24 protein-coding genes and 1 tRNA gene are annotated in these 24488 nt (G+C 56.0%); 11 read left to right on the forward strand and 14 right to left on the reverse strand.

What is annotated here, in order from left to right:
• Nucleotides 1-45: 45 nt before the first annotated feature.
• Complete coding sequence (rpsI, locus tag ABD890_RS23100) at nt 46-543, reverse strand: 30S ribosomal protein S9 (protein ID WP_345094994.1); 498 nt, start codon at nt 541-543, stop codon at nt 46-48.
• An 80-nt stretch (nt 544-623) separates the two neighbouring features.
• Complete coding sequence (rplM, locus tag ABD890_RS23105; RefSeq protein ID WP_345094996.1) at nt 624-1085, reverse strand: 50S ribosomal protein L13; 462 nt, start codon at nt 1083-1085, stop codon at nt 624-626.
• A 575-nt stretch (nt 1086-1660) separates the two neighbouring features.
• Here rplM and ABD890_RS23110 point away from each other — a divergent pair.
• The 3 genes from ABD890_RS23110 (at nt 1661) to ABD890_RS23120 (ending at nt 4838) form a co-directional block, all read left to right on the forward strand.
• Entirely contained in the window at nt 1661-2878 is a 1218-nt protein-coding gene (locus tag ABD890_RS23110; RefSeq protein ID WP_345094998.1) for an NAD(P) transhydrogenase subunit alpha, read from the forward strand.
• Nucleotides 2868-3365 (forward strand): NAD(P) transhydrogenase subunit alpha part 2, encoded by a 498-nt coding sequence (locus ABD890_RS25575; protein WP_425548501.1) that lies wholly within the window; start codon nt 2868-2870, stop codon nt 3363-3365. Before ABD890_RS23110 ends, ABD890_RS25575 begins: the two co-directional genes overlap by 11 nt.
• A gap of 66 nt (nt 3366-3431) precedes the next feature.
• Entirely contained in the window at nt 3432-4838 is a 1407-nt protein-coding gene (locus tag ABD890_RS23120) for an NAD(P)(+) transhydrogenase (Re/Si-specific) subunit beta (RefSeq protein ID WP_345095000.1), read from the forward strand.
• A gap of 17 nt (nt 4839-4855) precedes the next feature.
• Here ABD890_RS23120 and ABD890_RS23125 read toward each other — a convergent pair whose 3' ends face one another.
• Complete coding sequence (locus tag ABD890_RS23125; RefSeq protein WP_345095002.1) at nt 4856-5161, reverse strand: hypothetical protein; 306 nt, start codon at nt 5159-5161, stop codon at nt 4856-4858.
• 544 nt (nt 5162-5705) lie between these two features.
• On the opposite strand from ABD890_RS23125, the gene ABD890_RS23130 reads away from it, so the two are divergent.
• The gene (locus ABD890_RS23130) at nt 5706-7274 is read left to right on the forward strand and encodes a PP2C family protein-serine/threonine phosphatase (protein WP_345095004.1); all 1569 of its coding nucleotides are present in this window, start codon (nt 5706-5708) and stop codon (nt 7272-7274) included.
• A gap of 94 nt (nt 7275-7368) precedes the next feature.
• Nucleotides 7369-7454 (forward strand) — tRNA-Leu (locus tag ABD890_RS23135).
• 83 nt (nt 7455-7537) lie between these two features.
• On the opposite strand, the gene ABD890_RS23140 is transcribed toward ABD890_RS23135, so the two are convergent.
• Together ABD890_RS23140 and ABD890_RS23145 are read right to left on the reverse strand one after the other, a co-directional pair.
• Nucleotides 7538-7798: a hypothetical protein gene (locus tag ABD890_RS23140; RefSeq protein WP_345095005.1), complete on the reverse strand. Its 261-nt coding sequence runs from the start codon at nt 7796-7798 to the stop codon at nt 7538-7540.
• A gap of 112 nt (nt 7799-7910) precedes the next feature.
• Nucleotides 7911-9203: a beta-ketoacyl-[acyl-carrier-protein] synthase family protein gene (locus ABD890_RS23145; RefSeq protein WP_345095008.1), complete on the reverse strand. Its 1293-nt coding sequence runs from the start codon at nt 9201-9203 to the stop codon at nt 7911-7913.
• A 336-nt stretch (nt 9204-9539) separates the two neighbouring features.
• On the opposite strand from ABD890_RS23145, the gene ABD890_RS23150 reads away from it, so the two are divergent.
• From ABD890_RS23150 to ABD890_RS23160, 3 genes are all read left to right on the forward strand, one after another.
• The gene (locus ABD890_RS23150; RefSeq protein WP_345095010.1) at nt 9540-10022 is read left to right on the forward strand and encodes a division/cell wall cluster transcriptional repressor MraZ; all 483 of its coding nucleotides are present in this window, start codon (nt 9540-9542) and stop codon (nt 10020-10022) included.
• 390 nt (nt 10023-10412) lie between these two features.
• Nucleotides 10413-11480, forward strand: a complete 1068-nt coding sequence (locus ABD890_RS23155; protein WP_345095012.1) for a DUF1559 domain-containing protein — start codon at nt 10413-10415, stop codon at nt 11478-11480.
• Nucleotides 11481-11512: 32 nt separating this feature from the next.
• The gene (locus ABD890_RS23160) at nt 11513-11644 is read left to right on the forward strand and encodes a hypothetical protein (RefSeq protein ID WP_345095013.1); all 132 of its coding nucleotides are present in this window, start codon (nt 11513-11515) and stop codon (nt 11642-11644) included.
• 85 nt (nt 11645-11729) lie between these two features.
• On the opposite strand, the gene ABD890_RS23165 is transcribed toward ABD890_RS23160, so the two are convergent.
• From ABD890_RS23165 to kdsB, 3 genes are all read right to left on the reverse strand, one after another.
• A complete protein-coding gene (locus tag ABD890_RS23165) occupies nt 11730-12047 on the reverse strand; it encodes a DUF1844 domain-containing protein (protein ID WP_345095015.1) in 318 nt (105 codons plus the stop codon).
• Between the two features lie 67 nt (nt 12048-12114).
• Complete coding sequence (pyrG, locus tag ABD890_RS23170) at nt 12115-13779, reverse strand: CTP synthase (RefSeq protein ID WP_345095017.1); 1665 nt, start codon at nt 13777-13779, stop codon at nt 12115-12117.
• A gap of 184 nt (nt 13780-13963) precedes the next feature.
• A complete protein-coding gene (gene kdsB, locus ABD890_RS23175; protein ID WP_345095019.1) occupies nt 13964-14737 on the reverse strand; it encodes a 3-deoxy-manno-octulosonate cytidylyltransferase in 774 nt (257 codons plus the stop codon).
• A gap of 204 nt (nt 14738-14941) precedes the next feature.
• On the opposite strand from kdsB, the gene glmS reads away from it, so the two are divergent.
• Together glmS and ABD890_RS23185 are read left to right on the forward strand one after the other, a co-directional pair.
• A complete protein-coding gene (gene glmS, locus ABD890_RS23180) occupies nt 14942-16807 on the forward strand; it encodes a glutamine--fructose-6-phosphate transaminase (isomerizing) (RefSeq protein WP_345095021.1) in 1866 nt (621 codons plus the stop codon).
• 111 nt (nt 16808-16918) lie between these two features.
• Nucleotides 16919-17536 (forward strand): hypothetical protein, encoded by a 618-nt coding sequence (locus ABD890_RS23185; protein ID WP_345095023.1) that lies wholly within the window; start codon nt 16919-16921, stop codon nt 17534-17536.
• Nucleotides 17537-17639: 103 nt separating this feature from the next.
• Here the strand turns inward: ABD890_RS23185 and ABD890_RS23190 are convergent, their stop codons facing one another.
• Both ABD890_RS23190 and ABD890_RS23195 read right to left on the reverse strand, forming a co-directional pair.
• A complete protein-coding gene (locus tag ABD890_RS23190) occupies nt 17640-18131 on the reverse strand; it encodes a DUF423 domain-containing protein (protein ID WP_345095025.1) in 492 nt (163 codons plus the stop codon).
• A gap of 654 nt (nt 18132-18785) precedes the next feature.
• Nucleotides 18786-19715, reverse strand: coding sequence for a DUF1559 family PulG-like putative transporter (locus ABD890_RS23195; protein ID WP_345095027.1), 930 nt, complete (start codon nt 19713-19715; stop codon nt 18786-18788).
• An 827-nt stretch (nt 19716-20542) separates the two neighbouring features.
• On the opposite strand from ABD890_RS23195, the gene ABD890_RS23200 reads away from it, so the two are divergent.
• Nucleotides 20543-21772: a helix-turn-helix domain-containing protein gene (locus ABD890_RS23200; RefSeq protein WP_345095028.1), complete on the forward strand. Its 1230-nt coding sequence runs from the start codon at nt 20543-20545 to the stop codon at nt 21770-21772.
• 100 nt (nt 21773-21872) lie between these two features.
• Here ABD890_RS23200 and ABD890_RS23205 read toward each other — a convergent pair whose 3' ends face one another.
• From ABD890_RS23205 to ABD890_RS23220, 4 genes are all read right to left on the reverse strand, one after another.
• Nucleotides 21873-22853 (reverse strand): sugar phosphate isomerase/epimerase family protein, encoded by a 981-nt coding sequence (locus ABD890_RS23205; protein WP_345095030.1) that lies wholly within the window; start codon nt 22851-22853, stop codon nt 21873-21875.
• A 79-nt stretch (nt 22854-22932) separates the two neighbouring features.
• Nucleotides 22933-23397 carry a YegJ family protein gene (locus ABD890_RS23210; protein WP_345095032.1) on the reverse strand — a complete coding sequence of 155 codons (465 nt, stop codon included), beginning with the start codon at nt 23395-23397 and terminating at the stop codon, nt 22933-22935.
• A 171-nt stretch (nt 23398-23568) separates the two neighbouring features.
• The gene (locus ABD890_RS23215) at nt 23569-23943 is read right to left on the reverse strand and encodes a thioredoxin family protein (RefSeq protein ID WP_345095034.1); all 375 of its coding nucleotides are present in this window, start codon (nt 23941-23943) and stop codon (nt 23569-23571) included.
• Nucleotides 23944-24158: 215 nt separating this feature from the next.
• The coding region (locus ABD890_RS23220; protein WP_345095036.1) for a hypothetical protein at nt 24159-24488 on the reverse strand (330 nt) is incomplete at its 5' end.

Below are 24488 nucleotides of genomic sequence, written 5' to 3' on the forward strand. Positions count from 1 at the left end.
AAGATGCAGGCTCTTTCCAATCGTTCTGTTTTGGTGTCTCGGCGATTAACGCTTCGAGAACTGAGTACCACGACGGGCACCGTGCAGACCGTACTTCTTACGTTCCTTCATACGGCTGTCACGCGTCAGGTGACCGTTGTCCTTCAGCTGGTGACCCACTTCTGGGTCGAAGCTGATCAGAGCACGGCCGAGGCCCATGCGGCAAGCACCCGACTGACCGGTCGGACCGCCACCAGAGACCAGGATGCGGATGTCGACTTTGCCGTCGTAACCACTGTCACGCAGTGGCCCCATGACGGCGTTCTGGTCTTGCTCGTGCGGGAAGTATTCGTTTAGCTCACGATCATTGATCGAGATCTTGCCGCTGCCAGTCTTGAGACGGACACGAGCGACGCTCGACTTGCGACGACCGGTACCCAAGTGTTCACCCGTCTTTGGGTCAGTCTTCGTGACGTAAGCGATCGGAGCTGGAGTGGCTTCAACCGTATCGGTCGTGGTCGATTCCACGACGGTGTCTTCGGTTTGAGGATCCGCAGTCGACATAACTAGCTAACTCTTGACCAGATTTGTTTCGGGGGAAATCGGAAAACTTGCCGCGGCGTCCGCACCTGCGACAACGGGAACTAACCGCGCTTCTTCTGGCGGACCTGACCGAGGCCTTCCAGCTTTTCCGGTTTTTGGGCCTGATGCGTGTGTTCCGGGCCAACAAAGATCTTCAGCTTGTTCAGCATCTGGGTGGCCAGCTTGTTCTTTGGAAGCATACGACGAACCGCTTCACGCAGAATCTGATCTGGATGTGCTTCCAGACGTTCCGAAGCCGATTCGCTGCGTTGACGGGTGTAACCGGTGTACCAGGTATACCGCTTCTTTTCCCACTTGCTGCCGCTGAACTTCACCTTTTCAGCGTTGACGACAACAACGAAGTCGCCGGTGTCGACGTGCGGGGTGTAGGTCGGGCGATGCTTGCCCATCAGACGCACGGCGATGTCGCTGGCCAAACGCCCGACGATTTGGTCTTCGCCGTCGACGAGCCACCATTTCTGCTCGACTTGTCCTGGTTTGGCTTGGAAAGTTTTGGTCGTCATCGTTCTGTTAATTTCACTGCTGGGGCTCAAGCCGGCATCCTGCACATCGCGGGGTGGCTCGAACCACAAAAACCAAGTGGCTTTCGTAAGCTAAGTTCCCACAAGGCCTTACATGCATAGTTGGCGTCAAGTGGGAAATTAGAAACACGTATCTTACCGCGACGTCCAGAACCCCACAAGGGTCGGCCAGCAGAAATCGGGCTGGTTCCAGCGAATCTCGGGTGATACTACCAAGTCCACTATCTTAACGAATTCTCTCGCCGATGCAGCCCGGGGGCACCCGCTTTGCCAGGGTGTCCCATCCAACAGGCAAATCTGCCGCGGCAGTTCTTTGCATTACCCCTTCCTTATATAAGGGCGCATTGCAGCAAATCAACGCTGGGACGGCTAACCACACTGGCATTGCCACCCAGGGCATCTCCCCCGCAAGGGTTTGCAACGGCATCCGCAGATGGGACAATTCGAGACGACGTCACTCGTGCCTCTGCGGATTGCCACCTTCGGCGCTTCGGTGCCCTGATCTTGGCCTCCGCAGCCATTGATCGACACCACATGCTTCCAAGGAAAGGCCGAACATGAATGTTGCCGTCGTGCGCGAGAACTTCCCTGGCGAACTTCGCGTTGCCCTCGTGCCAGCATCGGTCCCGGCCCTCGTCAAAGCGGGGGCGACGGTTCTGGTCGAGAAAGGAGCCGGCACTTCCGCTGGCTTCCTCGATCAGCAGTATGTCGACAAAGGTGCCCAGCTGATCGAAAACCGCGCCGAGGCGTTCGACCAGGGCGACGTCGTCTTTCAAGTTCGGACCTACGGCGAAAACCCCGATGCCGGCCAGGCCGATCTCGATCTGATCAAGCCCGGTCAGATCGTCATAGGTATGAGCGATCCGCTGGGCAATCTTCCGGCGATCCAAGAACTCGCCAATAAACAGGCCAAGCTTTTCGCGTTGGAACTGATCCCACGGATTACCCGTGCCCAAAGCATGGACGTTCTTTCGTCGCAAGCAACGATCGCCGGCTATCGCTCGGTCCTCTTGGCCGCCATTCACTTGCCGAAGATGTACCCGATGCTGATGACCGCCGCCGGGACGCTTTCCCCCGCCAAGGTTTTTGTGATCGGAGCTGGCGTGGCTGGCCTGCAGGCAATTGCCACTGCCAAACGCCTTGGCGCCGTCGTGACCGCCTACGATGTGCGTCCTGACGCGAAAGAACAAATCGAAAGCCTCGGAGCGAAGTCGGTCCAACTCGATTTGCAATCGGAAGGCTCGCAAGACAAGGGAGGTTACGCGAAAGACCTCGGCGACGAGTTCTACAAGAAACAGCAAGAGTTCATGGGCGAGATCTGCTCGGCGAACGACGTTGTCATCACCACCGCGGCAATCCCAGGTCGCAAGTCACCGCTGCTGATCACGACCGAAGGCATCAAGCGAATGGCTCCCGGCAGTGTCGCCATCGACCTGGCCGCTCAGCGTGGTGGCAACATTGAAGCAAGCGAGCCTGACCAAACAATTCACTTGGAAGGCATCACGATCCTGGGCCCCACCAATCTGGCCAGTGAGATTCCGAACCATGCCAGCCAGATGTTCTCGCACAACATCACCAAGTTCCTGCTGAACATGGTGAAAGAGAACGCCTTGAACCTCAACCTCAGCGACGAGATCGTGGCAGGCACCTTGGCTACCAGCGACGGCGAAGTGGTCCACCCACGGCTGCGCGAAATGCTGGACCTGCCGCCCAAGCCAACGGAATCCGCCGAACCTGAAACCGCGATCGAACCGGAGAGTCACCATGATTCGTAGTTGGACGATTCTTTGCCTGGCCCTGGTCTTTGCCGGGCTGATCAGCTACCCGGCCATTTCCGCGGACGAACCCGCGACACCGGTGGCGGAAACCGAAGAAGACGACGCGGCCAAGCCCGAAGTTCGCGATCAGGCAGGCAACGCCCTGGTGCTGGCTCAAGAGGATGACGCGATTGTCCCGAGCGAACCGCCCAAATACACCAAGTGGACTGCCCTGGTCGCCAGCATCACGATCTTTGTGCTGGCGGTGTTCGTCGGCTTCGAGATCATCACCAAGGTTCCCCCCACGCTGCATACACCGCTGATGTCGGGCTCCAACGCGATTTCCGGGATTTCAATCGTCGGCGCGTTGCTGGCCACCGCACTTCAGGCCCATTGGTTTGCATCGCTGCTTGGGCTGCTGGCCATTGTCCTGGCAACGGTGAATGTGGTTGGCGGTTACATGGTCACGCATCGCATGCTCGCCATGTTCCAGCAGAAGCGATAACTGACATGCGATCGATTTGTAACGGCACCCCAGCATGACCGAATTGAGCAGCAAGAAGGAGCAACCGTGTTCGACTCTATTATCGTAGTGAACCTGGTCTACCTCGTAGCGGCAGTGTTGTTCATCTTCGGGCTGAAGATGTTGGCCTACCCGCGTTCCGCGGTACATGGCAACCTGGTCAGCAGCCTGGGTATGCTGATCGCCGTCGTCGTGACGTTCTACTTGATCTTCGCCGACGGCACGGCCAGTTGGGCTGGCTGGTTGTTGATTGCGATCGGTCTGATCGTGGGCACCGTGATTGGTGTGCTGCTGGCGGTGAAGGTCGAAATGACACAAATGCCGCAGCTTGTGGCTTTATTCAATGGCCTGGGTGGCGGAGCCTCGGTTCTCGTGGCAGGTGCCGAGCTGATTGGCCTGACCGATGCCGAAGCGACTGCGGACGTGATGCTGGCGACCGGACTTTCCGGGCTGATCGGCACGGTCACTTTCTGGGGATCGCTAGTCGCCTTCGGCAAACTGCAAGAGATCGACTGGTTCGAGAAACCGCTCCCCATCCCTGCTCCGCAAGCATTCAATGCGGTCCTGGGCGTTTTGCTGATCGTATTGATGATCACGATGGCTTCAACCGGAATGGGGTGGCCCTATCTGGTGATCTTCCTGCTGGCCAGCGTCCTGGGCTTTACCCTAGTGATGCCGATCGGTGGGGCCGACATGCCGGTGGTGATTGCCCTGCTGAATAGTTACTCCGGCCTGGCCGCCGCTGCGACCGGCTTCGTGATCGACAACAACGTGCTGATTATCGCCGGTTCGCTGGTGGGCGCCTCGGGCATCATCCTGACGCAGATCATGTGCAAAGCGATGAACCGTTCACTACTGAGCGTGCTATTTGGATCAATGCAAACCGGAGGTGGTCCGGCTGGGGCGGACAACGAACTTTACGCGACGGTCCGTTCGACCTCAGCGGACGACATCGCAATGATCCTCGAGAACGCTCAGCGTGTTGTCTTCGTTCCGGGATATGGACTCGCGGTTGCCCAGGCCCAACATGCAGTACGTGACCTGGCGAATATTCTGCGAGACCGCGGCACAGAGATCGAGTACGCCATTCACCCAGTGGCAGGTCGTATGCCGGGCCATATGAACGTCCTGCTAGCCGAGGCCGACGTGCCTTACGAGCAGCTCAAAGAAATGGACGAGATCAATCCAACATTGAACCAGGTCGACGTCGCCATCGTGATAGGGGCGAACGACGTCGTGAACCCGCTCGCAAATACCGACCCCAACAGTCCGATCGCGGGGATGCCGATCATCGAAGTCGAGAAGGCTCGAACGGTAATCGTGATCAAACGCAGCTTGAGCCCCGGCTTCGCGAAGATCCCCAATCCGCTATTCGCCGCGGAAAACACGTTGATGTACTTCTCAGACGGCAAGAAGGCAGTGCTCGATATTGTCACTGCGATGAAAGAACTGTAACCCGGCTTCCCCCAGTATTAGCCAGCCGCTTGCAACTGAAAGGCTGGCTCCGACCAGTCGGGCAAGATCTCGGTCAGTCCTTCGATCACTCCCCAGTGATGGCCATACCAGCGTTCGACGGAAAGCCACTCGCTGGCCTCGACTTCCCCCAGACATGCTAACCATCGCCCTGGGTGCGATCCTTCAATCGCGGCAACACGACGGCAGGCTTCGATATTACGCGAGGCGAGATTCATTTCGTGACAATATTGCCCCCAGGTCACGACGCCGACCGACGCGCGAACCGAAATTCGAAACAAACCGTCACAAAGCAGATCGGTCATCTCTTTCGTTCCGAGTAGTCGATGCCGCGTCGACGGCCTCTCGAAAGCGCAGTTTGCGCTCGGTTCCCAAACATCGTTGGTCGAAAACCAAACGGCTGGGTCGCCACCAGGAGCCCAACTCGGACTACGAGGTGCTAGTTTCCCGCTCTCAAAAATGGCATCAATTCGACTGCCGGTAGTGTAGTGCCAGAACATGATCGTTCTCCCTGAGTGACTTCCCATAACTACTGATCTGATGTTCAGTAACCTCCGGGACACCTTCGGTCACAGCCTTTGCCGCTTCTGTGAAATCCGGACGGAAGAACCACCTGAAGAAAGGACCGCGTTTGCGGCAAGGTCTGCGCAATGCGAATATTCGGCACGGGAGTCTGAGAATCTAAGAAGACTGGTTAATGTGTAGCGGCAAGGGTGACGATTGCAGCTATAGGCAGCAATGGATGCAGCCCACGACAAATGCCATTCATCCTGGAGGATGATCCCGCCTTTGTCATCGATGGTCACGGACGAAGACTAACTCTCCCTACTTCCGTACGTGGCCCACACAATGCCCCGACAGATTCCTAACTATCTGCGAGTCCACCGCGAAGAGCCGCAAGTCGGCCAGCCAAATACGCAGGAAGCGTACCCTGGGCTGACTCAAATTTCGCACGCCATGCAAAGCCTGACCGGTTTTGGACTCGCGCTTCGTGAAGAACGTTCTCCTAACAAGGGGCAGCGCATGTCGCAGCAACATGTGAATCGGGGAAGCAAGTCGGCACGCATTGAACTGCATGCCCACACGGCCGAAACCGTCGCCATTGACGACGCCGCCACATTGGAAAACATTGGCAGCCTGGCCGGTGGGCTCGAATTCCTACTGGCGGAAATTGATCGTCTGCGGGTGGCCGTTCGCCAACGCGACGCCGAACTCGCAACCCATGTCCCGGTCATTTCGTGCCCGACCGTCGATCACCTGGCCGACCGCCTCGAGGCAGCTCTTGCCTCGGCCGTCGAAGTCACCGGAGCGACCGCCGCAGGCCTTTACGTCTTGGATGATGCCACCAGCCAGTTGAAGCTACGGGCCTCGTTCAACCTGCCAGAAACCCGCCACTTATGCCCTGCCCGCCCACTGGAAGGCAGCCTCGCCGATCTCGAAGCCCTGGCCGGTAGTGCAGTTGTGTTGGAAGACACCAAGTTGTTGCCCCATTGGCACTGCCCGGAAGACGTACCTTCGGCGGCATGCGTACCGGTTGCCACCTCGTCGACACCGCTCGGCACCCTGTGGGTTTTCGTCGACCACACCCGCAACTTCACCGATCGCGACACGAACCTGCTGGAGATCATCGCCGGCAAGATCGCCGTCGACCTGGAACGAGATCAGTTGATTTCGGAACGACACAGCGCCCAGAAACTGGCTCGCCAACGAAACCAGATCGCCGATCGCCAGAAATCGCAGCTTCCGAATGTGAAGCCACTGGTCGAAGGGTGGGACGTTTCCGCCTGGACGCAGCAAGGGAGCGACCTGGGTGGTGACTTCCATGACTGGGCCGTGATTGAAGATGGCAAGCTGGCAATCTTTGTCGGGGACGCGATTGACGAAAACTTCGATGCCGTAATGACCTCGACCAGCCTGGCAACGGCCGTCAAAGCCAACTGCCGGATTGCTCACAACGCCGAAGTGATGCTCGACCGCGTAAATCGCACCTTCTGGGCGGCCTCGGCTGGCGACCACTTTGCCTCGCTCGCTTACTCGATCTTCGATCCAATGCTTGGCACCATGGAAGCTGGTTCATGCGGACATATCCAAGGCTTTGCTTTCAAACAGAACTCGGTACGTCCCCTCTGGAACAACTCGCAGCCCCTGGGGAGTGGCCCGGAAGTGACTCCGGAGTTGGCGACTGCCCTGCTCCAACCGGGCGAAGCGATGGCCCTGATGTCGTCGGGCCTGATCGAGACCCTGCGAGCGATCGACGGGAAGAACTGGAAAACCAAGTTCTGCGACCTGGTCGTCCGTCACTTGGACCTGCCAGCAGATAGGATTCTCCGGGCAGTTCAGGAACGCCTGAATCGAGGCTCGGAATCGATTTCGCTCGACAAAACATTGGTGCTGGTCAAGCGAAAAGAAGAAAACTAAGATCAAGCGAACTTGTGGGGGCCAATTGTGTCCCCCACTTGACCTTTCAAGGCTTTCGCGTAAACTGCTTCGTTTGGTGAAAAGCCAAAAATGTGGGCTCGTGGCGGAATTGGCAGACGCGCTAGGTTGAGGGCCTAGTGTCCGCTTTAGGACGTGCTGGTTCGACTCCAGTCGGGCCCACTTCAAGGGGTTTGCGAGACAATCGCAGGCCCTTTTTTCATGCGCCGATCGAAGCCCAACGAGACCTGCCCAGGTTCCTCTTACTAGAGCAGTGGCGACGGCGCCCCGGCCTTGATCACGGCCTGGACGTACTTGGCCACCATATCTGGTTCTACACCAGCGTGGCTGGCGATCTCGCGTACCACTTTCTCGAAGTCCTGCCCTGCCTGAAATCGCGCCAGAATGATGGGCAAGTATGACTCGACCTGCTTCACGATTCGCTTGGTCAGAGGTCCCGTGTCGGTAAAGACAGGCCCTCGGCCCTTCTTCGATTTCTTCAGCGGTTGAAGCTTGAACTCAGACATCTGCGGAACTCGACAGCATGATAAAGGGAATCAGACGTTCCCCTTATCGTACCATCCCCACGTGGCGAATTCAGCCAGAAAGAATCGTGGGGGTCTCGTTTTTAAGCGTTGACTATGCAACGCGACGGGTGTCATCCGGAATGGCTTTGGGAGCCGCATCGGGATAGGCAAATCCGCTTTGCGAATCGTTCCACCGCCGCAGAGCCACTGCCACCAGGTGCCCACCAAAGGCAACCGACAGCTTTAAGGCATGCTGAATCTTCAGCTCTCGCCCGACCAACGGTACGCAATCGATATCGACTTCCGGATCGATGCTACGCAGGTTCGACGTCGGCGGAACAAATCCGTCTCGCAGAGCCAGCGTTGTCGTCGCGAGCTCGACACTCCCCGATGCGTTGAGCAAGTGCCCGATCATCGACTTGATGCTACTGGCACACAAGCGACTGGCAAACGGACCAAATGCTGCCCGAATACCACGAGCTTCGTTCACATCGTTCTGGGCTGTTCCGGTGCCGTGACAATTGACGTAATCAATGTCGCGCGGCCCCAGGTCGCTCGATTTTAGCGTGATTCGCAGCAAACGCTCCAAGGCGTCGCTTTCCATATCAATGCCAGTCACGTGATGCGCTTCAGCGAGCATCCGACAGCCGAGGACCTCGGCGTAGATCTTCGCACCGCGGGCCAACGCGTGACTCAGGCGTTCAACGACGAACATCGCCGCACCTTCGCCGATGACAAAGCCATTGCGGGTTTTGTCGAATGGGCGACATGCACGAACCGGATCGGCGTCGTCCGAGAGGACTCGCATCTTCCGGAAGCCGGCGACGAACAGTGGATCGATCGCTTCGGCACTGCCCGCCAAGGCGATATCGCATTGACCATCGCGGATCGCTCGAACCGCACAGGCCAATTCCACCAGTCCACTAGCGCAGGCCGTGGAATGCGACAAACGAGGCCCTTCCAGCTGGAATTTGTGGGCCACGTGATAGGAAGGAGTACAAGGGAAGAACTGCTCGTGTGGCAGCCCCCCAGCCACCGGCCAGGTTCCGCCAGGCACATCGATCACATCGAAGATCGAGCGCGCGTCTCCCATCCCGGCACTAACGGCGCAGCCAAATCGCGTGCGATCGACCGCCGCCATGTCTATTTGTGAATCTCGGATTGCTTCGGCTGCGGCGATTTCGTTGAGTGTCAAAATCTTCAACCGCGGCTCGAGGCCATCGGGCAGATCGACCGGAGCTCCCAGGATCAGATTGTCTTCAATCGGCGCAATCCCAGTCATCCGGCGAATTCCGCACGTTCCGCGCCGTATCGACGCCCAGGTCGATTCTCGATCCTGGCCGACCGACGTGATCAATCCGATTCCGGTTATTACTACCGGATCTTTCGCGTCATCTTTGGTCACGTTGCGTTATCCAACCGCTGAAGTGCCACACACCCTCGCCGAACGATCTCCCTATCGATCGGGCTTTCGAGGCCATCGTGTGGGAAAGTTACCCAAACACGGAATCTGGCACCAGTTCAGTTTTTTGAAGAGTGCTGGCATGAACATTCGCGGGGGAATTCCGCATATCCGGAAAGAATTGCCAATTTTCCCTCAAGAACGGTTGCCAAACGAACAGCGAAAGCTAAACTCTTTGCTGTGGGAATTTGACCCACAGGAGACCAAAACCTATTACTGAAGTGGGAAACTAACCCAAAAAGGCGTTTGGCCGGTTTTCCTTTTTGAAATCGAAAACGCATGGGGTCGGACCAGTTCATCCTCGGGGAATACAGCCGAACGCTGGACGACAGGTTCCGGCTTTCGATTCCCACGCAGATCACTGACGTGGTCGCACCGGATGGGGACGACTTGATCCTGGTGAAAGAACGACCAGGATGCCTAAGCCTTTGGAATGGGCCTCAGTGGCAGGGAAAGCTCGACGCCGGCGTGAACCTGGTTCATGCCAAGATTGCGGCGGGCAAGTTAGAGAACCGCATCGCCGACGTGCAACTGCTCGGGCGATTGCTTTCAACGCGACAACGAAACGTCACGCTGGCTGGTAAAGGGAGATTACTAATACCGGAGGGATTTCGGGAATTCTTAGGCGTGGAAGCTGGAGGCGAAGTCTTAATTGTCGGCGCCGCCGTCTGTGTCGAAATCTGGAAGCCAGAAGCATGGCTCTCCAATCTCGAAGAGAAGATGCCTGAATTCCGTTCTCTGCTGGATCAGCTTAGTGGCTAATACCCATACATCACGAATCACTATGTTTGCCAGGGAATTGATCGAACGTCGTTAAACCCTGTTTTGTTCCGTAAACGACTCGGATCAATCACAAGACACCAGGGATGGCCTTTCAGGCATGGATGCCTACCTTTAAATTCCCCGGCAAACCACGGCCCCGCGGTTGAGAATAGTCCACTCAACCGCGGGGCTTTTTTTATGCGCCCATCACCAAGCGTTTATTCCTGAATGATCTAAAAATAATTTATTGCACAACATTTAGCTCATCCCTATATTGAACATCACGGAACCCCCTCCTCAAAAAAATCCGGCCTGCCACCTACTCGGCCGCTTTCACTGCCCCTTATCCCATCAACTCTTCTTTCCATGGAATCCCAGAGGAGCCTCGCCATGCAATGCGCTCGATTGGTGCTGCGCCCACGCTCAGCATTTACCCTCGTCGAACTCCTGGTGGTCATCGCCATTATCGGCGTTCTGATCGCCCTCTTACTGCCGGCAGTGCAACAAGCACGTGAAGCTGCCCGGCGAACCCAGTGCATTAACAACCTGAAGCAAATCGGGATTGCTCTGCACAATTACCACGACACCTTCAAGGTGATGCCACCGCTGGCCATCCTGGGCAACGGTTCTGGCAATCCGCAAGCCGCTCGCCATTACACGTGGATCTCGCTGCTGCTGCCGCAGTTTGAACAAGCGGCTTTGCACGACCAATTCAACTTCTCGGCTCCGGCCTGGAACCAAAGCCTGCCTGGCGGGCTCGGTAACCTGCAAGGCGCCCCGGTGGCCCCCATGCTTCGCTGCCCATCGGATGGCGACTTCCGCGACACCAGCCAAACCGGCGGGGTCTCGGTGACCAACTACGCTGCCTCGGAAGGTTATCACTGGTGGTCGACCGCCAATTTGAGCGCAGACTATTTGTCCTCTTCGCTCGGCGTGCCTGGACTGCCATCGGAAACGGCCAGTCGCGATTGGCGCGGTGCTTTCTGCGTTGGCAATAAGGTCGACCTGGCGAACTTCCTGGATGGCACGTCGAACACAATCGTCGTCGCCGAAGCCAATGCGACTGCCTATAAGAATGGGGGCGATCGCTGGAATGCCGGTACCGGCGTTCGCCGAGCCGCCTCGAACGAAGCCGTCATCCGGCCTGCCTACGTCTTCACTGCCGCTTACGGTTTCGCCCGCCGAGCCCCTTACGCCGACCCTGCCGGCGCCGCGGCGACTGCGGATGGCTGGTTCAAGCAACCTTCTGATGGCGTTCCACACCACTTCACGCCGTCGTACATCTCGTACCGCAACATCAACAACGACTGGCAAGGCCCTAGCAGCATGCATCCCGGAGTAGTCATGTGCCTAATGGGCGACGCGTCGGTCAGCCGGGTCACCGAAGGAATCACCTATTGGACCTGGCTCAGCATGAACGGCATGGCTGACGGCAACATCGCCAGCCTCGATAACTAAGCACACCCTCGTTTTTCAACGGAGACTTTCTCATGCGAATCTGGATGATCATTGCCATTCTTTTTAGCTGCGGCACCCTCATCGGTTGCGGCGGCAGCGATAAGCCGGAGAACCCTGACACGACCGACCCCAACATGACGTCGGCTCCGGAATCTCCGCGTTAAGTCGCCACGCGCATTCGAAACGAAAAAGAGCCAGGCACCATCATGCCTGGCTCTTTTTTTGTGGGATCATCGACCAACGGCGACACTATTTCGTTTCCGAGACGTAAGCCATTCGGATCTGATGCAGAATGCTCTCGAGGGCGGCACTTTCATGCGGCTCGAGATTCCCTTTCGTCTTGGCTTCCAGCATCCCTAGCAAGTCAATCATATGCTTGGCGACTTCCGGGTTACGGGAAGTTTGCCCAGTTACCGGGTCGGGCATCAATCCCAAAGCCGAGAAGGCCTGGGTGGCCAGCATCGAAATCAGCAGCGTGAAGTCCGCCGGCGGCATCGGTCCAGGCGAACCACCTTCAGCCGGCTGCTCTTCCAGGTTCTTCTTTTCAGAATCGTGATCTTCGCTCATAGCATCAACCTTGCGTCCCTCTCCTCAGAACTGGGAGAGGGTCTTGGGAACGGCGAGAAAACGCAGATTAAGCGTCGGCTGCTTGTTGCGATGCACTATCGCTGGCGGCAGCTTCCTTCTTGGCATCGCGGCGACGGCGAGCGATCGCAGCCCCAACGAAACCCGCGAAGAGCGGATGAGCCTGGATCGGCTTGCTCTTGAATTCCGGATGGAACTGAACCGCGACGAACCAAGGATGCTCGTCGATTTCCAGAATCTCGACCAGCGACTTATCTGGTTTCAGGCCGGCAAACGACATCCCGTTGCTACGGAACTGGTCACGATAGACGTTGTTGAATTCGTAGCGGTGACGATGACGTTCCGAGATCTCTTCGGTCGCATAGGCATCGTGCGCCTTGCTGCCAGGTTCCAGAGCACATGGCTGCGTGCCAAGTCGCATCGTGCCACCCTTGTCGGTGATATTCTTCTGCTCGTCCAGCAGACAGATCACCGGATGTGGCGTGTGCTTATCGAACTCGGTCGAGTGGGCACCTTCCAGATTCACGACATTTCGGGCGAACTCGATCGCGGCACACTGCATCCCGAGACAAATCCCCAGGAACGGAATACCACGCTGACGGGCATAGCGAATCGCTTCGACTTTGCCTTCGATACCACGTTCGCCGAAACCGCCAGGGACTAAAATCCCGTCGAAACCGGCCAGCATCCGCTCGGCACCTTCCGTTTCGAGGGTTTCGCTTTGGATACGCCCGATACGGATCTGCGACTTGTGATGGATCCCGGCGTGGTCGATCGCTTCGTAGATCGACTTGTAAGCATCTTTGTGCTCAGCATACTTACCCACCACCGCGATGCTGATTTCGTGGTCCGGGTAACGCAGCGTGTGCAAAATCTCTTGCCATGGCGTCAGATCGACACTCGATACCTGTGGCAGGCCCAACTTGCCGGCGATCAGATCGTCCAGGCTATTGTCGTGCAAGCTGATCGGCACTTCGTAGATCGAGAAGTCTTTGTCCTTTTCCTCGATTACGGCTTCGATCGGAACATTACAGAACAGAGCGATCTTCTCGCGATCGTCCCGGCTCAGGTTGCGTTCAGTCCGGCAGATCAGGATGTCTGGCTGGATACCGATCTCTCGAAGCTGCCCGACCGAGTGCTGGGTCGGCTTGGTCTTCAGCTCACCGGCCGCCTTCAAGTAAGGCACCAGCGTCAAGTGAATGAACAAGCAGTTCTCGCGACCAACGGTCTGAGGAAACTGACGAATCGCTTCCAGGAATGGCTGGCTTTCGATATCGCCGACGGTACCACCGATTTCAGTGATGATCACATCGGTATCGTCATCCCCCAGCTTCCGGATGACCGACTTGATCTCGTCGGTGATGTGCGGAATGACCTGAACAGTCTTGCCGAGGAACTCCCCGCGACGCTCTTTGTTGATCACGGACATATAGATCTGTCCGGTCGTGTAGTTCGAGTCGCGCGTCAGCGGGCTGTTGGTGAATCGCTCGTAGTGCCCCAGGTCGAGGTCGGTCTCGCTGCCGTCGTCCAGCACATAAACTTCGCCGTGCTGATAGGGGCTCATGGTCCCTGGATCGACATTGATATAGGGGTCAAGCTTCTGCATCTTGACCTTCAGGCCGCGCTGCTCGAGGAGCATTCCGACTGACGCGCTGGTCAACCCTTTTCCTAGTGAACTGACAACACCGCCGGTAACAAAAATATGTTTTGCCATGAAGTTGCGTGGGCCCTTAGACCGTCCATGCTTCGGAGCAGAGAGGGACATGCCAGGGCGAAAAACCTCGGCCGACTCTGGATATAAAAATCCAAGCCATTAAGCCCATTTAAAGTCCGGCCAACGGAGATTAAACGATACCTAACGGAAACCAAAGCGACGCCGCTAGCGTGAAACCACTATCCTAGCAATTGCCTATCTTTCTGACAAACGCCGCATAGTCGGCTGGCGTGTCAATTCCGATGCTTGGCTCGGCGATCGTACCGACCAAAATCGTTTCGCCCATCTCCAGGACCCGCAGTTGCTCGAGCTTCTCAAGCTGCTCCAGGGGGGAAGGTGGCGCGGTGGCGAGCTTCAGCAGGAAGTCACGCCGGTAGGCATAGATGCCCAAATGCTGGAAAAACATGGGTGGCTCGGCATCGATGTGCCCCTCGAATCCATCCCGAACAAAAGGAATAGGACTTCGGCTGAAATAGAGGGCTCTGCCGTTTTCCCCAAAAGCGACCTTCACGCAGGCGGGATCCCGCAACTTATCGAGGCAACGGATCGGAGTCGCCAGAGTCGCCATCGAGACGTCCGGGTTGGTCTCCAAAAGGAACCGCACCGTTTCGATCGCCTCGGCCGAAATCTCGGGCTCGTCTCCTTGGACGTTAATGAAGATATCAATGTCTGGTCGGACCTGGGCTATCTCCGCAACTCGATCGGTGCCGCTAGCACACGATTCGCTGGTCATCACCGCATCGCCACCAAAACCGATCACCGCCGATTCGATCGATTCGTGGTCGGTCGCGACCACTACGCCATCGGTTCCTCGAGCCTGACAGGCCGCCTCGTAGGTATGTTGAATCAACGGCTTGCCGGTCTCGGCCAACAGCAGCTTCTGCGGCAGACGGGTCGAATGCAAACGAGCCGGAATGACAACAAGACTGGTCAGCGAAAGGGCGGGGGCTGGTTTCATAGTGTTTGATGGAATGCTTCTCAGGGCGAAAACGTGCCTTTCATCCCGGCACGAGGCCCACAGCATACGAACTTTCGCCTGAGCGTCAGAAGGCCAGTTTGCGAACTGGTTCAACAGGTCTTTCACCGCCTCCCCCACTTTTGCTAACCTTCTGCTCGATAGCTTATCGGGATTGGTAAGAATTTCGCGGAAGGACCGTCGGTTATGTGTGGTATTGTCGGATACGTTGGTGATCTTCGAGCGGCAGATTTCCTGTTGGAAGGACTGCGTCGCCTCGAATACCGCGGATACGACAGCGCCGGCGTCGCCGCTGTCGACCGCCACCAGCTGTTTCATGTGGTGAAAACTGCCGGCCGAATCGACTCGCTGGCAGACCGCCTGGCCGACGACATGCCGATAGGAACGACCGGCATCGGGCATACGCGTTGGGCCACCCATGGCGCCGCGACCGAAGCCAATGCCCATCCTCACCTTGGCCCTGGTGGCGAGGTAGTGATCGTCCACAATGGCGTGATTGAAAACTATGCGGCCCTCAAATCACGCCTGCAGCAAAAGGGATATGTCTTCCACAGCGATACCGATTCGGAAGTCATCGCGTACATGCTGGAAGATGGCTACAAACAGCTTTCGATCGCCCCAGGCAGAGCGCCGACCGACGATGCCCTGGTTGGCCTGGTACAGAAAGTTCTGGCCAAACTGCAAGGAACCTACGGCGTTGGCGTGCTCTTTCGCAGTCGTCCAGACCTGATTATCGCGGCCCGGCTTGGCAGCCCGCTGGTGATTGGCGTTTCCGACGATGCCCATTTCCTGGCCAGCGATGCTTCGCCGTTGGTTGGCTATACCGACAAAATCGTCTACCTCACCGATCATCAGGTAGCCCTGCTGAAAGCCGATTCGCTCCAGATTGCTCACCGCGACCTGGGCGAAGTTTCGCATAACGTCGAGAAACTCGAGATCGCGTCCGGCGATGTGGAACTGGGCGAGTACGAATATTACATGCTCAAAGAGATCTTCGAGCAGCCGCAGTCGCTGGAAAATACGATGCGTGGCCGCCTGAATCTCGACAATGCCACCGCGGTCTTTGGCGGGCTGAATCTGACTCCGCAGGAACTACGTGGCGTCGACCGAATTCTGCTAACCGCGTGCGGGACAAGCTGGCATGCCGCCATGGTCGGTGAATACCTGATCGAAGAGATGGCCCGGATTCCGGTGGAAGTTGAATACGCTTCGGAACTGCGTTACCGAAACCCACCTGTGCCGCGACGAACGCTCGTTTTCGGGATTACCCAAAGCGGCGAAACGGCTGACACACTTGCCGCCCTACGCGAGATGAAACGTAAAGGACACCCGACCCTCGCCATCTGCAACGTGGTCGGCAGCAGCATCGCCCAGGAAGCGAACGGTGGGATTTACCTGCATGCCGGCCCTGAAGTAGGCGTCGCTTCGACCAAGGCATATACCTCGCAGCTGGCCGTTCTGGCGATGCTGGGGCTTTATTTTGGTCGCTTGAATCACCTGAGCTTCGACCAGGGATACCGTATCATTCGCGCGATGCAGGCCCTCCCCGATGCCGTTCGTACGGCACTGAACACCCAAGAGCAGGCCCAAAGGGTCGCCGAGAAATACCAGTCGGCCAACAACTTCCTGTACCTCGGCCGCTATTTCAACTTCCCTACGGCCCTGGAAGGCGCTTTGAAGCTAAAGGAAATCAGCTATATCCACGCCGAAGGTTACCCCGCGGCCGAGCTGAAACATGGACCAATTGCTCTGGTCGACGAGAACACGCCGAGCGTCTTTATCATGCCGCAGGGCGTGGTCTACGACAAAGTGATGAGCAACCTCCAAGAGATCAAAGCGCGTGGCGGCCCCGTCATTGCGATCGCCAGCGAAGACGATCACGAGATCGACAATTACGCCGACGATGTGATCCGGATCCCAACCGTGGAAGAATTCCTGCAGCCGATCGTTTCGGTCATTCCGCTGCAGTTCATTGCCTATCACATTGCCCTGCTTCGTGGCTGCGATGTCGACAAGCCACGCAACTTGGCCAAGAGCGTGACGGTCGAATAACTTTCGACCGTCGATGCTGGAACTTGATGAACGAGTGGTGTAAAACTGCCCTGCCCCACCATTGGCGGACACTCATCCCTACCACTCCATCCCATCAAGGTCTCGAGTCTCATGCACTTCTCTAAGCTGATCATGGTCGGAGTATGCGCGATCTGCCTCACCGGCTGCGAAGGCGAACCTCTCATCGAGTTGCAACCCACTTCGTCTAGCCCTGCCCCTGCTGCCGCTTCGCCACCTAGCAGCCCTGTCACCAGCGTCCCCACGGCAAACATCGATAGCAACTGGCAAGACGTCGATCGTGTGAAACAGGAAGTCGAGAAACTGGAACGCTGCGGTTTCGAAGGGAATATCGAAACGGGCCTTGCGCTGACACATCCACGCTGCGTCGAGATCGTCGGCGGGTCAGCCAAACATCGCCAGGCGGTGCAACAAGTTGTTGAAGTGGGCCGGCAAAACAATGCTCGACTGGAAACGCTCAACTTCCCAGATGCTCCTACCTTCGTGGAATCGGACCAGCATCACTTTGTGGTCATTGCCATGCACGGGGTAATCGACAGCGACCTGGGCCGAATCGATATCAAAAACTACCTGGTTGGCTGCAAAGAGAAGGCTCAGACCCAGTGGCGATTCGCCAACGCCGAGTTTCTGAAGCAAGTCCCGATCAAACGCGTTTTCCCTGACTTTCCCGATGGCGTAAAGTTTCCAAAGACGAGCGTTCGCCCGCTGTAAGCGGACGGGCACCGCAACCGAAGAAGCAACGCTTCGAACGAAGAAGAGGCTCCGGTAAAGTCACCGGAGCCTCTTTTCCTATTTCGAATCTGGGCCTTCGGCATTAAGCCACAACAGGAGGAGCTCTTCGGACCTGAAAAGCGGCAAGCATTAGGCCAATCCAGCCCATCAGCAGGAAGATCGCCCCCATCGGCGCAAATACCGCTAAGGTGGGCATATTCAGTAAAGCACTGAAGGCAATACCACACCCGTAAAAAAGGGTCCCGAGGCTGAACCCAATCCCGCCGAGCACTTGCCCCCAGCGTCCGCCAGAGACCAACCCCAGTACCGTCAAGGCGACCGCGTGAATTGCCAAATACCGCAATCCATCCTGGTACTTACCCCAACGCTGTGCACTCTCTTGTCGGTCCACCTCGCTGATGACTTTGATTGGCATCCCAGGCTGTCCATCGGGGCCAATATCTCCCGGCATGTCGACCGCCTTTGCCTTGAGGTCCGTGGCAAATTTTTGTGCGGCGTATGGCTCGGCAATTGGACCGCCGACAACCAGCACGATCCCAAAGAATGCCCCTAGGATCAGGTTAAATTGAAACATGTCGAGAAATCCAAATGAAACGTCGGCGAAAGCTTGAGGCCTATCCCTGAGGATTGACTCTCTAAGATCGTGAAAGAGAATCCATCAACTATCGACGCCGCCGCTTAGACTTTGAGGACAACTCAAAATCGAGTTGCGTGTCTTCCGTGACGTTTGCCGTCAACTGAGCTGGATCCATTACGTATGACACTGGAACGACTTTTTTTTCCGCCGTGTACCCAGCGATTTTCACACTCTTTTCTCCTGGCACACACTTAAGTTCGTAGTTTCCTTCAACGACTTTTCCGCTCTCTGCGACGCCGTTTCCATCGGCAGGGGAAAAGATAACGCTTCCGTCGTGCACTGGCGTTCCATCAAGCGTGACAGTTCCGGTTACCGTGAGCTTGTGGGGCTCACTTGAACAACCAACCGACAGTAGCACAGAGAACGAAAGAAACAGGCAGCAGGCTAGCTGTGAAAATGAAACTCGAGTCATTTCGATACACCCCGATAGAAGACGAAATAAGGAATGAATGGGAATGCAGCATCGTGGTAAGAATCCAATACCACGATGCCTGATCCAATGAATGCGTTTATTCCAGTGCGAGTAGTGGCAGGCTACTGAGCATGCCACTTTGTGCACATGAATTAGACGCGGAGATTATCAGAAACTCGTTAGAGAGATCCGATCACCTTCCCATCGTCGCGTCGGGAGAGATATTTCAGCGTGTTGGTGTTAACCGTTTCAGGAATGAAGGTTACAGAACCATCAGCACGAGTCGTCATGACACCACCTGGATGAGCACTTCGCAACTCGAAGCACGTCATCGTGTTTTCGTCGGCGTAAGGCATGCCCTGGGTATCTCGCCATGGGTTCTTAACATCGGTTCCCGCAGGAACGAAATCAGGAGCGGCTCCCAAAGGAGTGTTCACACCAAACACGGTGGTAAACATCGATTCCATTGCCCAGCCATTCCAGTAGTTGCCCAGCGTGCACTCGATCTGTGGGCTCTGACGAATTTCACCGAACATCAAGGTGTTGCTCGTCCCGTCGGTAATGTCTCTCAGTCCGATTTTCGACTTCACGAAGAACAAGCCACCCATCGCGCTCGATTCCGCGGCCACCGCCTGATTCAGCACATTATCATTGGCATTTCCGACGTAGTTCCCCTGAAAACCGTCGTTGCCGATCTTTCCACCGTTTGGATCGGATGGGCAAACAAAACCTTCTACCACGGTCTTACGAACGTTCTCTGGCCAAGTGTTCGCAGCAGACGTGCTCATCAGTGGCTGAATCGTGTCGTACATGGCTGACTGCTCGACAAACGGCAACGTCGCCACAAACCAAGTTGATCGATTCGGGTTCTCCGAAGTGTCCTCACTCTGCTGAGTGTTGTACTGGCCGTAAGGAAACGAGCCATAGGTATCGTGATAATTATGCATTGCCAGGCCCAACTGCTTCAGATTGTTGGTGCACTGGATACGACGGGCGGCTTCGCGGGCTTGCTGCACGGCTGGCAGCAACAGGGCAATCAGAACGCCAATGATGGCGATAACCACCAGCAGTTCGACGAGCGTAAATCCCTTTGACTTCGACAACGACATTTTGATCCACTCCAGGACGTAGTAAGAAAGATGATGGAAGGTGCGGAAGACCTGGAGTCGAATCGAAGCCGGAAGGGTATCGACTGCATCCTGGGGGATAGTCTACCGCAAGACCCACATGTTGCATGAATTGGGGTGGGCGATCAGTCACTATTGTGACGGCATCCATCAATAAAGCATTGCCAATTCCGTTTTTGTAAGTTTTCAATTTGTTGCAAGCGTTATCAATTCGAGGGAGATCCGCAGGGCAACTGCGGTTTTCCGGTAATGCTTTGCTCACTTTGCCCCTCTGCAGAGCGAAGCGACTATTCATTAGTACGGTAAGTATTCTTCAAGACCTTTCATGGAACAAGCTACGACTTCCCAAGACTGATTGCAACTGCTCAGGAGGAAGCGTGTAGAAAGAATTCAGCTTCTTAACAAGCCAGCCTGGAATTCAACGGCGCGACGTCCAAAAGCCCATCCCACCCTGCAGGACAATTCGGCACAGCCAAAGGAAGGTGCGGCTTCCCGCACGTGGCCAAGAAGCGGTTAGCAGCCTGCTAGAGACTGCCCAACGGAGCCAATTCCCACCCAAAGCCGCTCTGAGGGCAATTCCCCTCTTTATCGCGATTGACATTTGGCTTCGTCGGCCCGATTCTGATAGAAAAAGAGAACCCCATGGTACGTTCACGTGAGAACCCACCTGAGGAGCGTTTGTAGGGATCAGAATTTGCCAGAAGGCAACGAACTTCCAATTTGATGAGTAGAATACGAAGTACGATTGTGTATTCTGGTGAACTACGAAGCATTGCGAATTTCGTTTTTTGTGATTTTCAATTTGTTGCATGACGAAAGAGCCGGATGCGGAGCGTCTGCGGATGATCGACCATTCCAATCTGGTCACTAAGACTATTGCCTTGTTCCTGCCAAGGGGACACGAGCAATCCGCGCGCATCACGGCCGGCGCAGCAATGGGAGCTGCCGACTTCCCTCATATTTCGATCCTGGAATGGCCTTACGACGATACGCACCCCGATTTCGACCATGATTTCAGTGGTTTAGAGTTCGATGGAGCCATCATATGGGCGTATAACGGATCCCCCTGGGCCCGTCGACTGCTGAAGATGGGCATTCCTGTGGTGAACTGCGGGAGCAACTGGATCCGCGAGGGAGTTCCCTCGATTGCGTTCGATTGGGACGCCCTGCAGAACGACCTGGTTGAGAAATTTACCGCTCTCGGCCGAGAACACGCTGCGATTGTTTCCCACAATCTCGGAAATGATCCGTTCAAGATTAACTGGCTGAACACGATCACCGAGCGTCTCAACAAACAGAATATCTCAACGCAGTTCTTCATTGCCCCTGGTTTGCCGAGTGAAGAACGTCAGCGGATGTTCCAGCCGGCCCGGGAAGCCGAGATCATTACCTTCCTGCAGGATCTACCGCAGCCAGCGGCGATCTTCTGCGACGACGACTATCTGGCGGCACTTCTGTGCCGGGTTGCCCGCGACTTGGAGTACCGCATCCCCCAAGATGTAGCGGTCATGGGTTTCGGCAACTTCACCGTAAGTAAGGTTGCTTCGCCGGCAATCTCCTCGATTGAGATTCACGGGCAAATGATCGGACGCCAGGCCTTCAATATGGTCCGGCAGCGTCTGGAAACGCCTGATGGCGAATTCCCCCAGGTACAACAGGTACGGCTGGAATTTATCGAACGGGATACGTTCCGCTTCGAGCTCGTCAAAGACGCGGTCGTCGCTCAGGTCAATCGAATCATCGAACGCGAGGCCTGCCAGGGAATCAACGTCGACGAATTGGCCAGACGCCTGGGAGTCTCGCGCAACACGCTCAATCGCCGCTTCCAACAGGAATATGGCATTACGCCAGGCAAGAAGATCCGAGCAATACGAGTCCAACAAGCGAAGCAAATGCTGGTGAACTCGGACCATAGCGTCACGAAAGTGGCCGAACTATGTGGTTTCCCAGAGCCGGCCAACTTCGTCAACTTCTTCCGCCGCGAAGTTGGGCAAACACCCAACGAATATCGCAGCACCGCCAAGCAAAGCGAAGCTTAATTCGCGGCGAGCTAGTTTCCCCTCGTTTCCCAAAGCGCATGAAAACGGCCTGAAGCCCGTCGACTTCAGGCCGATTCGCATTCTTGATCTGGCAAGTGCGTTAGCTGTAACTACGCGTGAATGCTTTACGCAGCAAGGCCAGGCTCTGTGGAAGAGCTGTCTTATAGTCTTCCATCCCTTCGAATTCGAGCGAGATGTACCCGCGGTAGTCGTGCTTCCGCAGGATCTCCCCAATTCGCGGGTAGTCGAGATCGAGCGAGTACCACTGACCACCACCGTAATAGGTCTTGGCCTGCACAAAGACGGTCTTGGGAGCAATCTTTTCCAGACGCGAGTACGGATCTTCCAGAAAGTTGCCGGTATCGGTGCAGATCTGCAGCCAAGGCGAGTCGACTGCGTTCACGATTCTCAAGATGCCCTCCGGAGTCAGCCCCAGCCCCCAGTGGTTTTCCAATGCGAGAACGACGCCGCACTTTTCAGCCGTCGGCAAGCATTTCTCGAGTGCCTCGATCACCCATGGGTAGCCATCTTCGTCGGTGTAACCTTCCAGCGGTTTTTCGATTCCGCGGTTTTCCATCAGGATGTCGAAGCTGCCTGACGTTCCCCAACGCCCGGTGTTCACTCGCATAACCGGAATACCGAGTTCGTACGCGATCTCGATCTGCCCAATCGTTCGGTCAATATTAAACTGGCGTTCTTCCCGGTCAGGCGTCACAAAGCCTTGGTGTGTCGACAAGCCAACCAGGGGCAAACCCAATCGCAAAGCGTGCCGTTTATACGACATCATCTGCGAGTGGCTGATCAATTCGTTTTGTTCCAACTGATACAGCAGCAGTTCGACACCATCGAAACCAAGCTCATCGGCAATGTCGATGCACTTGTGAAAGTCGCGGAACTCTTCGTTATGAAATCGCCACAACGAGTAGGTCGAAAGGATAATGGGCGAAGTCTTGCGAGCTCCGCTTTCTTCCGTAGGCTTGGTTTCGTCCGCACCACAAGCCTGGCTCAAGGGAATCAACGATGCGGCCGCCGCAGCAGACAGAAAACCTCGACGATTGGCGATTGAATCAGAGAATGCCATGAGAATTCCTACCGGTCAGGGATGAGTAAACGTGTGAAAAGGAACTCGAATTTCCGATGAAATGCGTTCGATTCAGGGCTTAGGGCTCGGCGAGAATGGCACGAAACTGCGCCGCTTCGTCCTCGGGGAATGTCTTCAGCAATGGGCGAATCGTGAAGTTGCCATGCATTTTGCGATCTCGAATAAACATCCAATCCGAGATCTCGTTTTTGGGCACCGTCCATTGTTGCCCCATCTGCACGTTGCTGATCATGTCGGGGGCATTGTCGATGGTGCCGGTGAATTTGCCGTCGGCATATTTCACATTCGATAACCACATGTGTTCAACTTCGTCGCCATCTTCAATCGCGACTTTGACGGAGAAGTTCTCGCCATTTCCGCTGTGAAGCGTATCGATGAACTGATTGACCGACGATTTCGCCTGAGCAATCGCGGCCTGCATTTCTGCTTCGTCGTATTCCGTATAAGCCGAATCCGACTGCGAACCACAGCCAGCAACGGCAAGTACGAACCCAAACCACAACCCCAGGCGACAGATATGCACGAACGAACAACTCCTGAAAAGACGTCAAACCAGTAGCACTGATCTGGAAATTCAGCATAGAGGCCCCATCAGAGGCTCGCAATCGATTCCGCGTATAATATTACGCACTAGAAATGGGCTTTTTGCTGACGCTCAGCCAAGATAGAGCGTCGTTCAGGCCTCGGCCTGCCATTACCAACCGCCTCGATACATCCGCTTGAGCCGCGAAGCCGAGGTGCTTCCGCTGATTCGTCGCTTCTCCATCCCGTCGACGACATAAACAAATTGCGGAATGCTGCTGATCCCGTATTGCTGGGCCAGCGTCGGATTCGAGTCGACATCGACTTTGCGAATGGGATAGCCCGCATTTCGGAGTTCCTGGTAGGCCGGATCGGCGTGACGACACGCTGGGCACCAGTTGGCACTGAAAAACAGGATCTTCCCAGGAAGATCGCGGGGCTGAACGTTGGGATCATCCACCGGACCGCCCGAATAGCTGGCAACCGTAAGAATCACCGGGGCAATAAAGCAAAGAACTGCCACTCCCACCACGACTGCCTTCTGCATTACCTTCTCTCCCCCAAGCGCAGTCCGAAAAATTACATCTCTATCATCCAGTAAAGCTTATCCGAGAGAGCCGACCGCCCCTTCCTGGTGGAAACTTGGACCAAACCGCTGGTCAATCTTCCCCACTCCCTTACATCCAGCACAACCGAACCTTGGCGCGACACAGCGTTCTCGTCCATTCGTATCGCCGCGAAACGCGATCTCGACCACCAAAATCACTCGCGAAGACGACCGATCGAGAAGCCAAAAGGGCCTTCGGAGACATTCCCGGGGAAGATTTTCAAAATCATTTCGCCCGTATTTTCCCGTGTTAAACGACTCTTTCCACGAAATTCCGTCATCGAAATCACTGAGCCCGTTGACGCCCGGTCCTGATCTGGTACATTTCTCTCTTCCCAGTTGGGCAACATCGCTCGCAGGGACAAAAGCAAAACGCTTTTGCGAGTGTGAAAGCACTCAAAACGATCTTTGACAATTTGGTAGTGACCTCTGTTTGAGAACGAAGGTGGTTGTGCTTTTGGAGGCCAGCTTGCTGGCTGAAGAAA

It is taken from the genome of Bremerella cremea, from assembly GCF_039541315.1.
Lineage (GTDB): Bacteria > Planctomycetota > Planctomycetia > Pirellulales > Pirellulaceae > Bremerella > Bremerella cremea.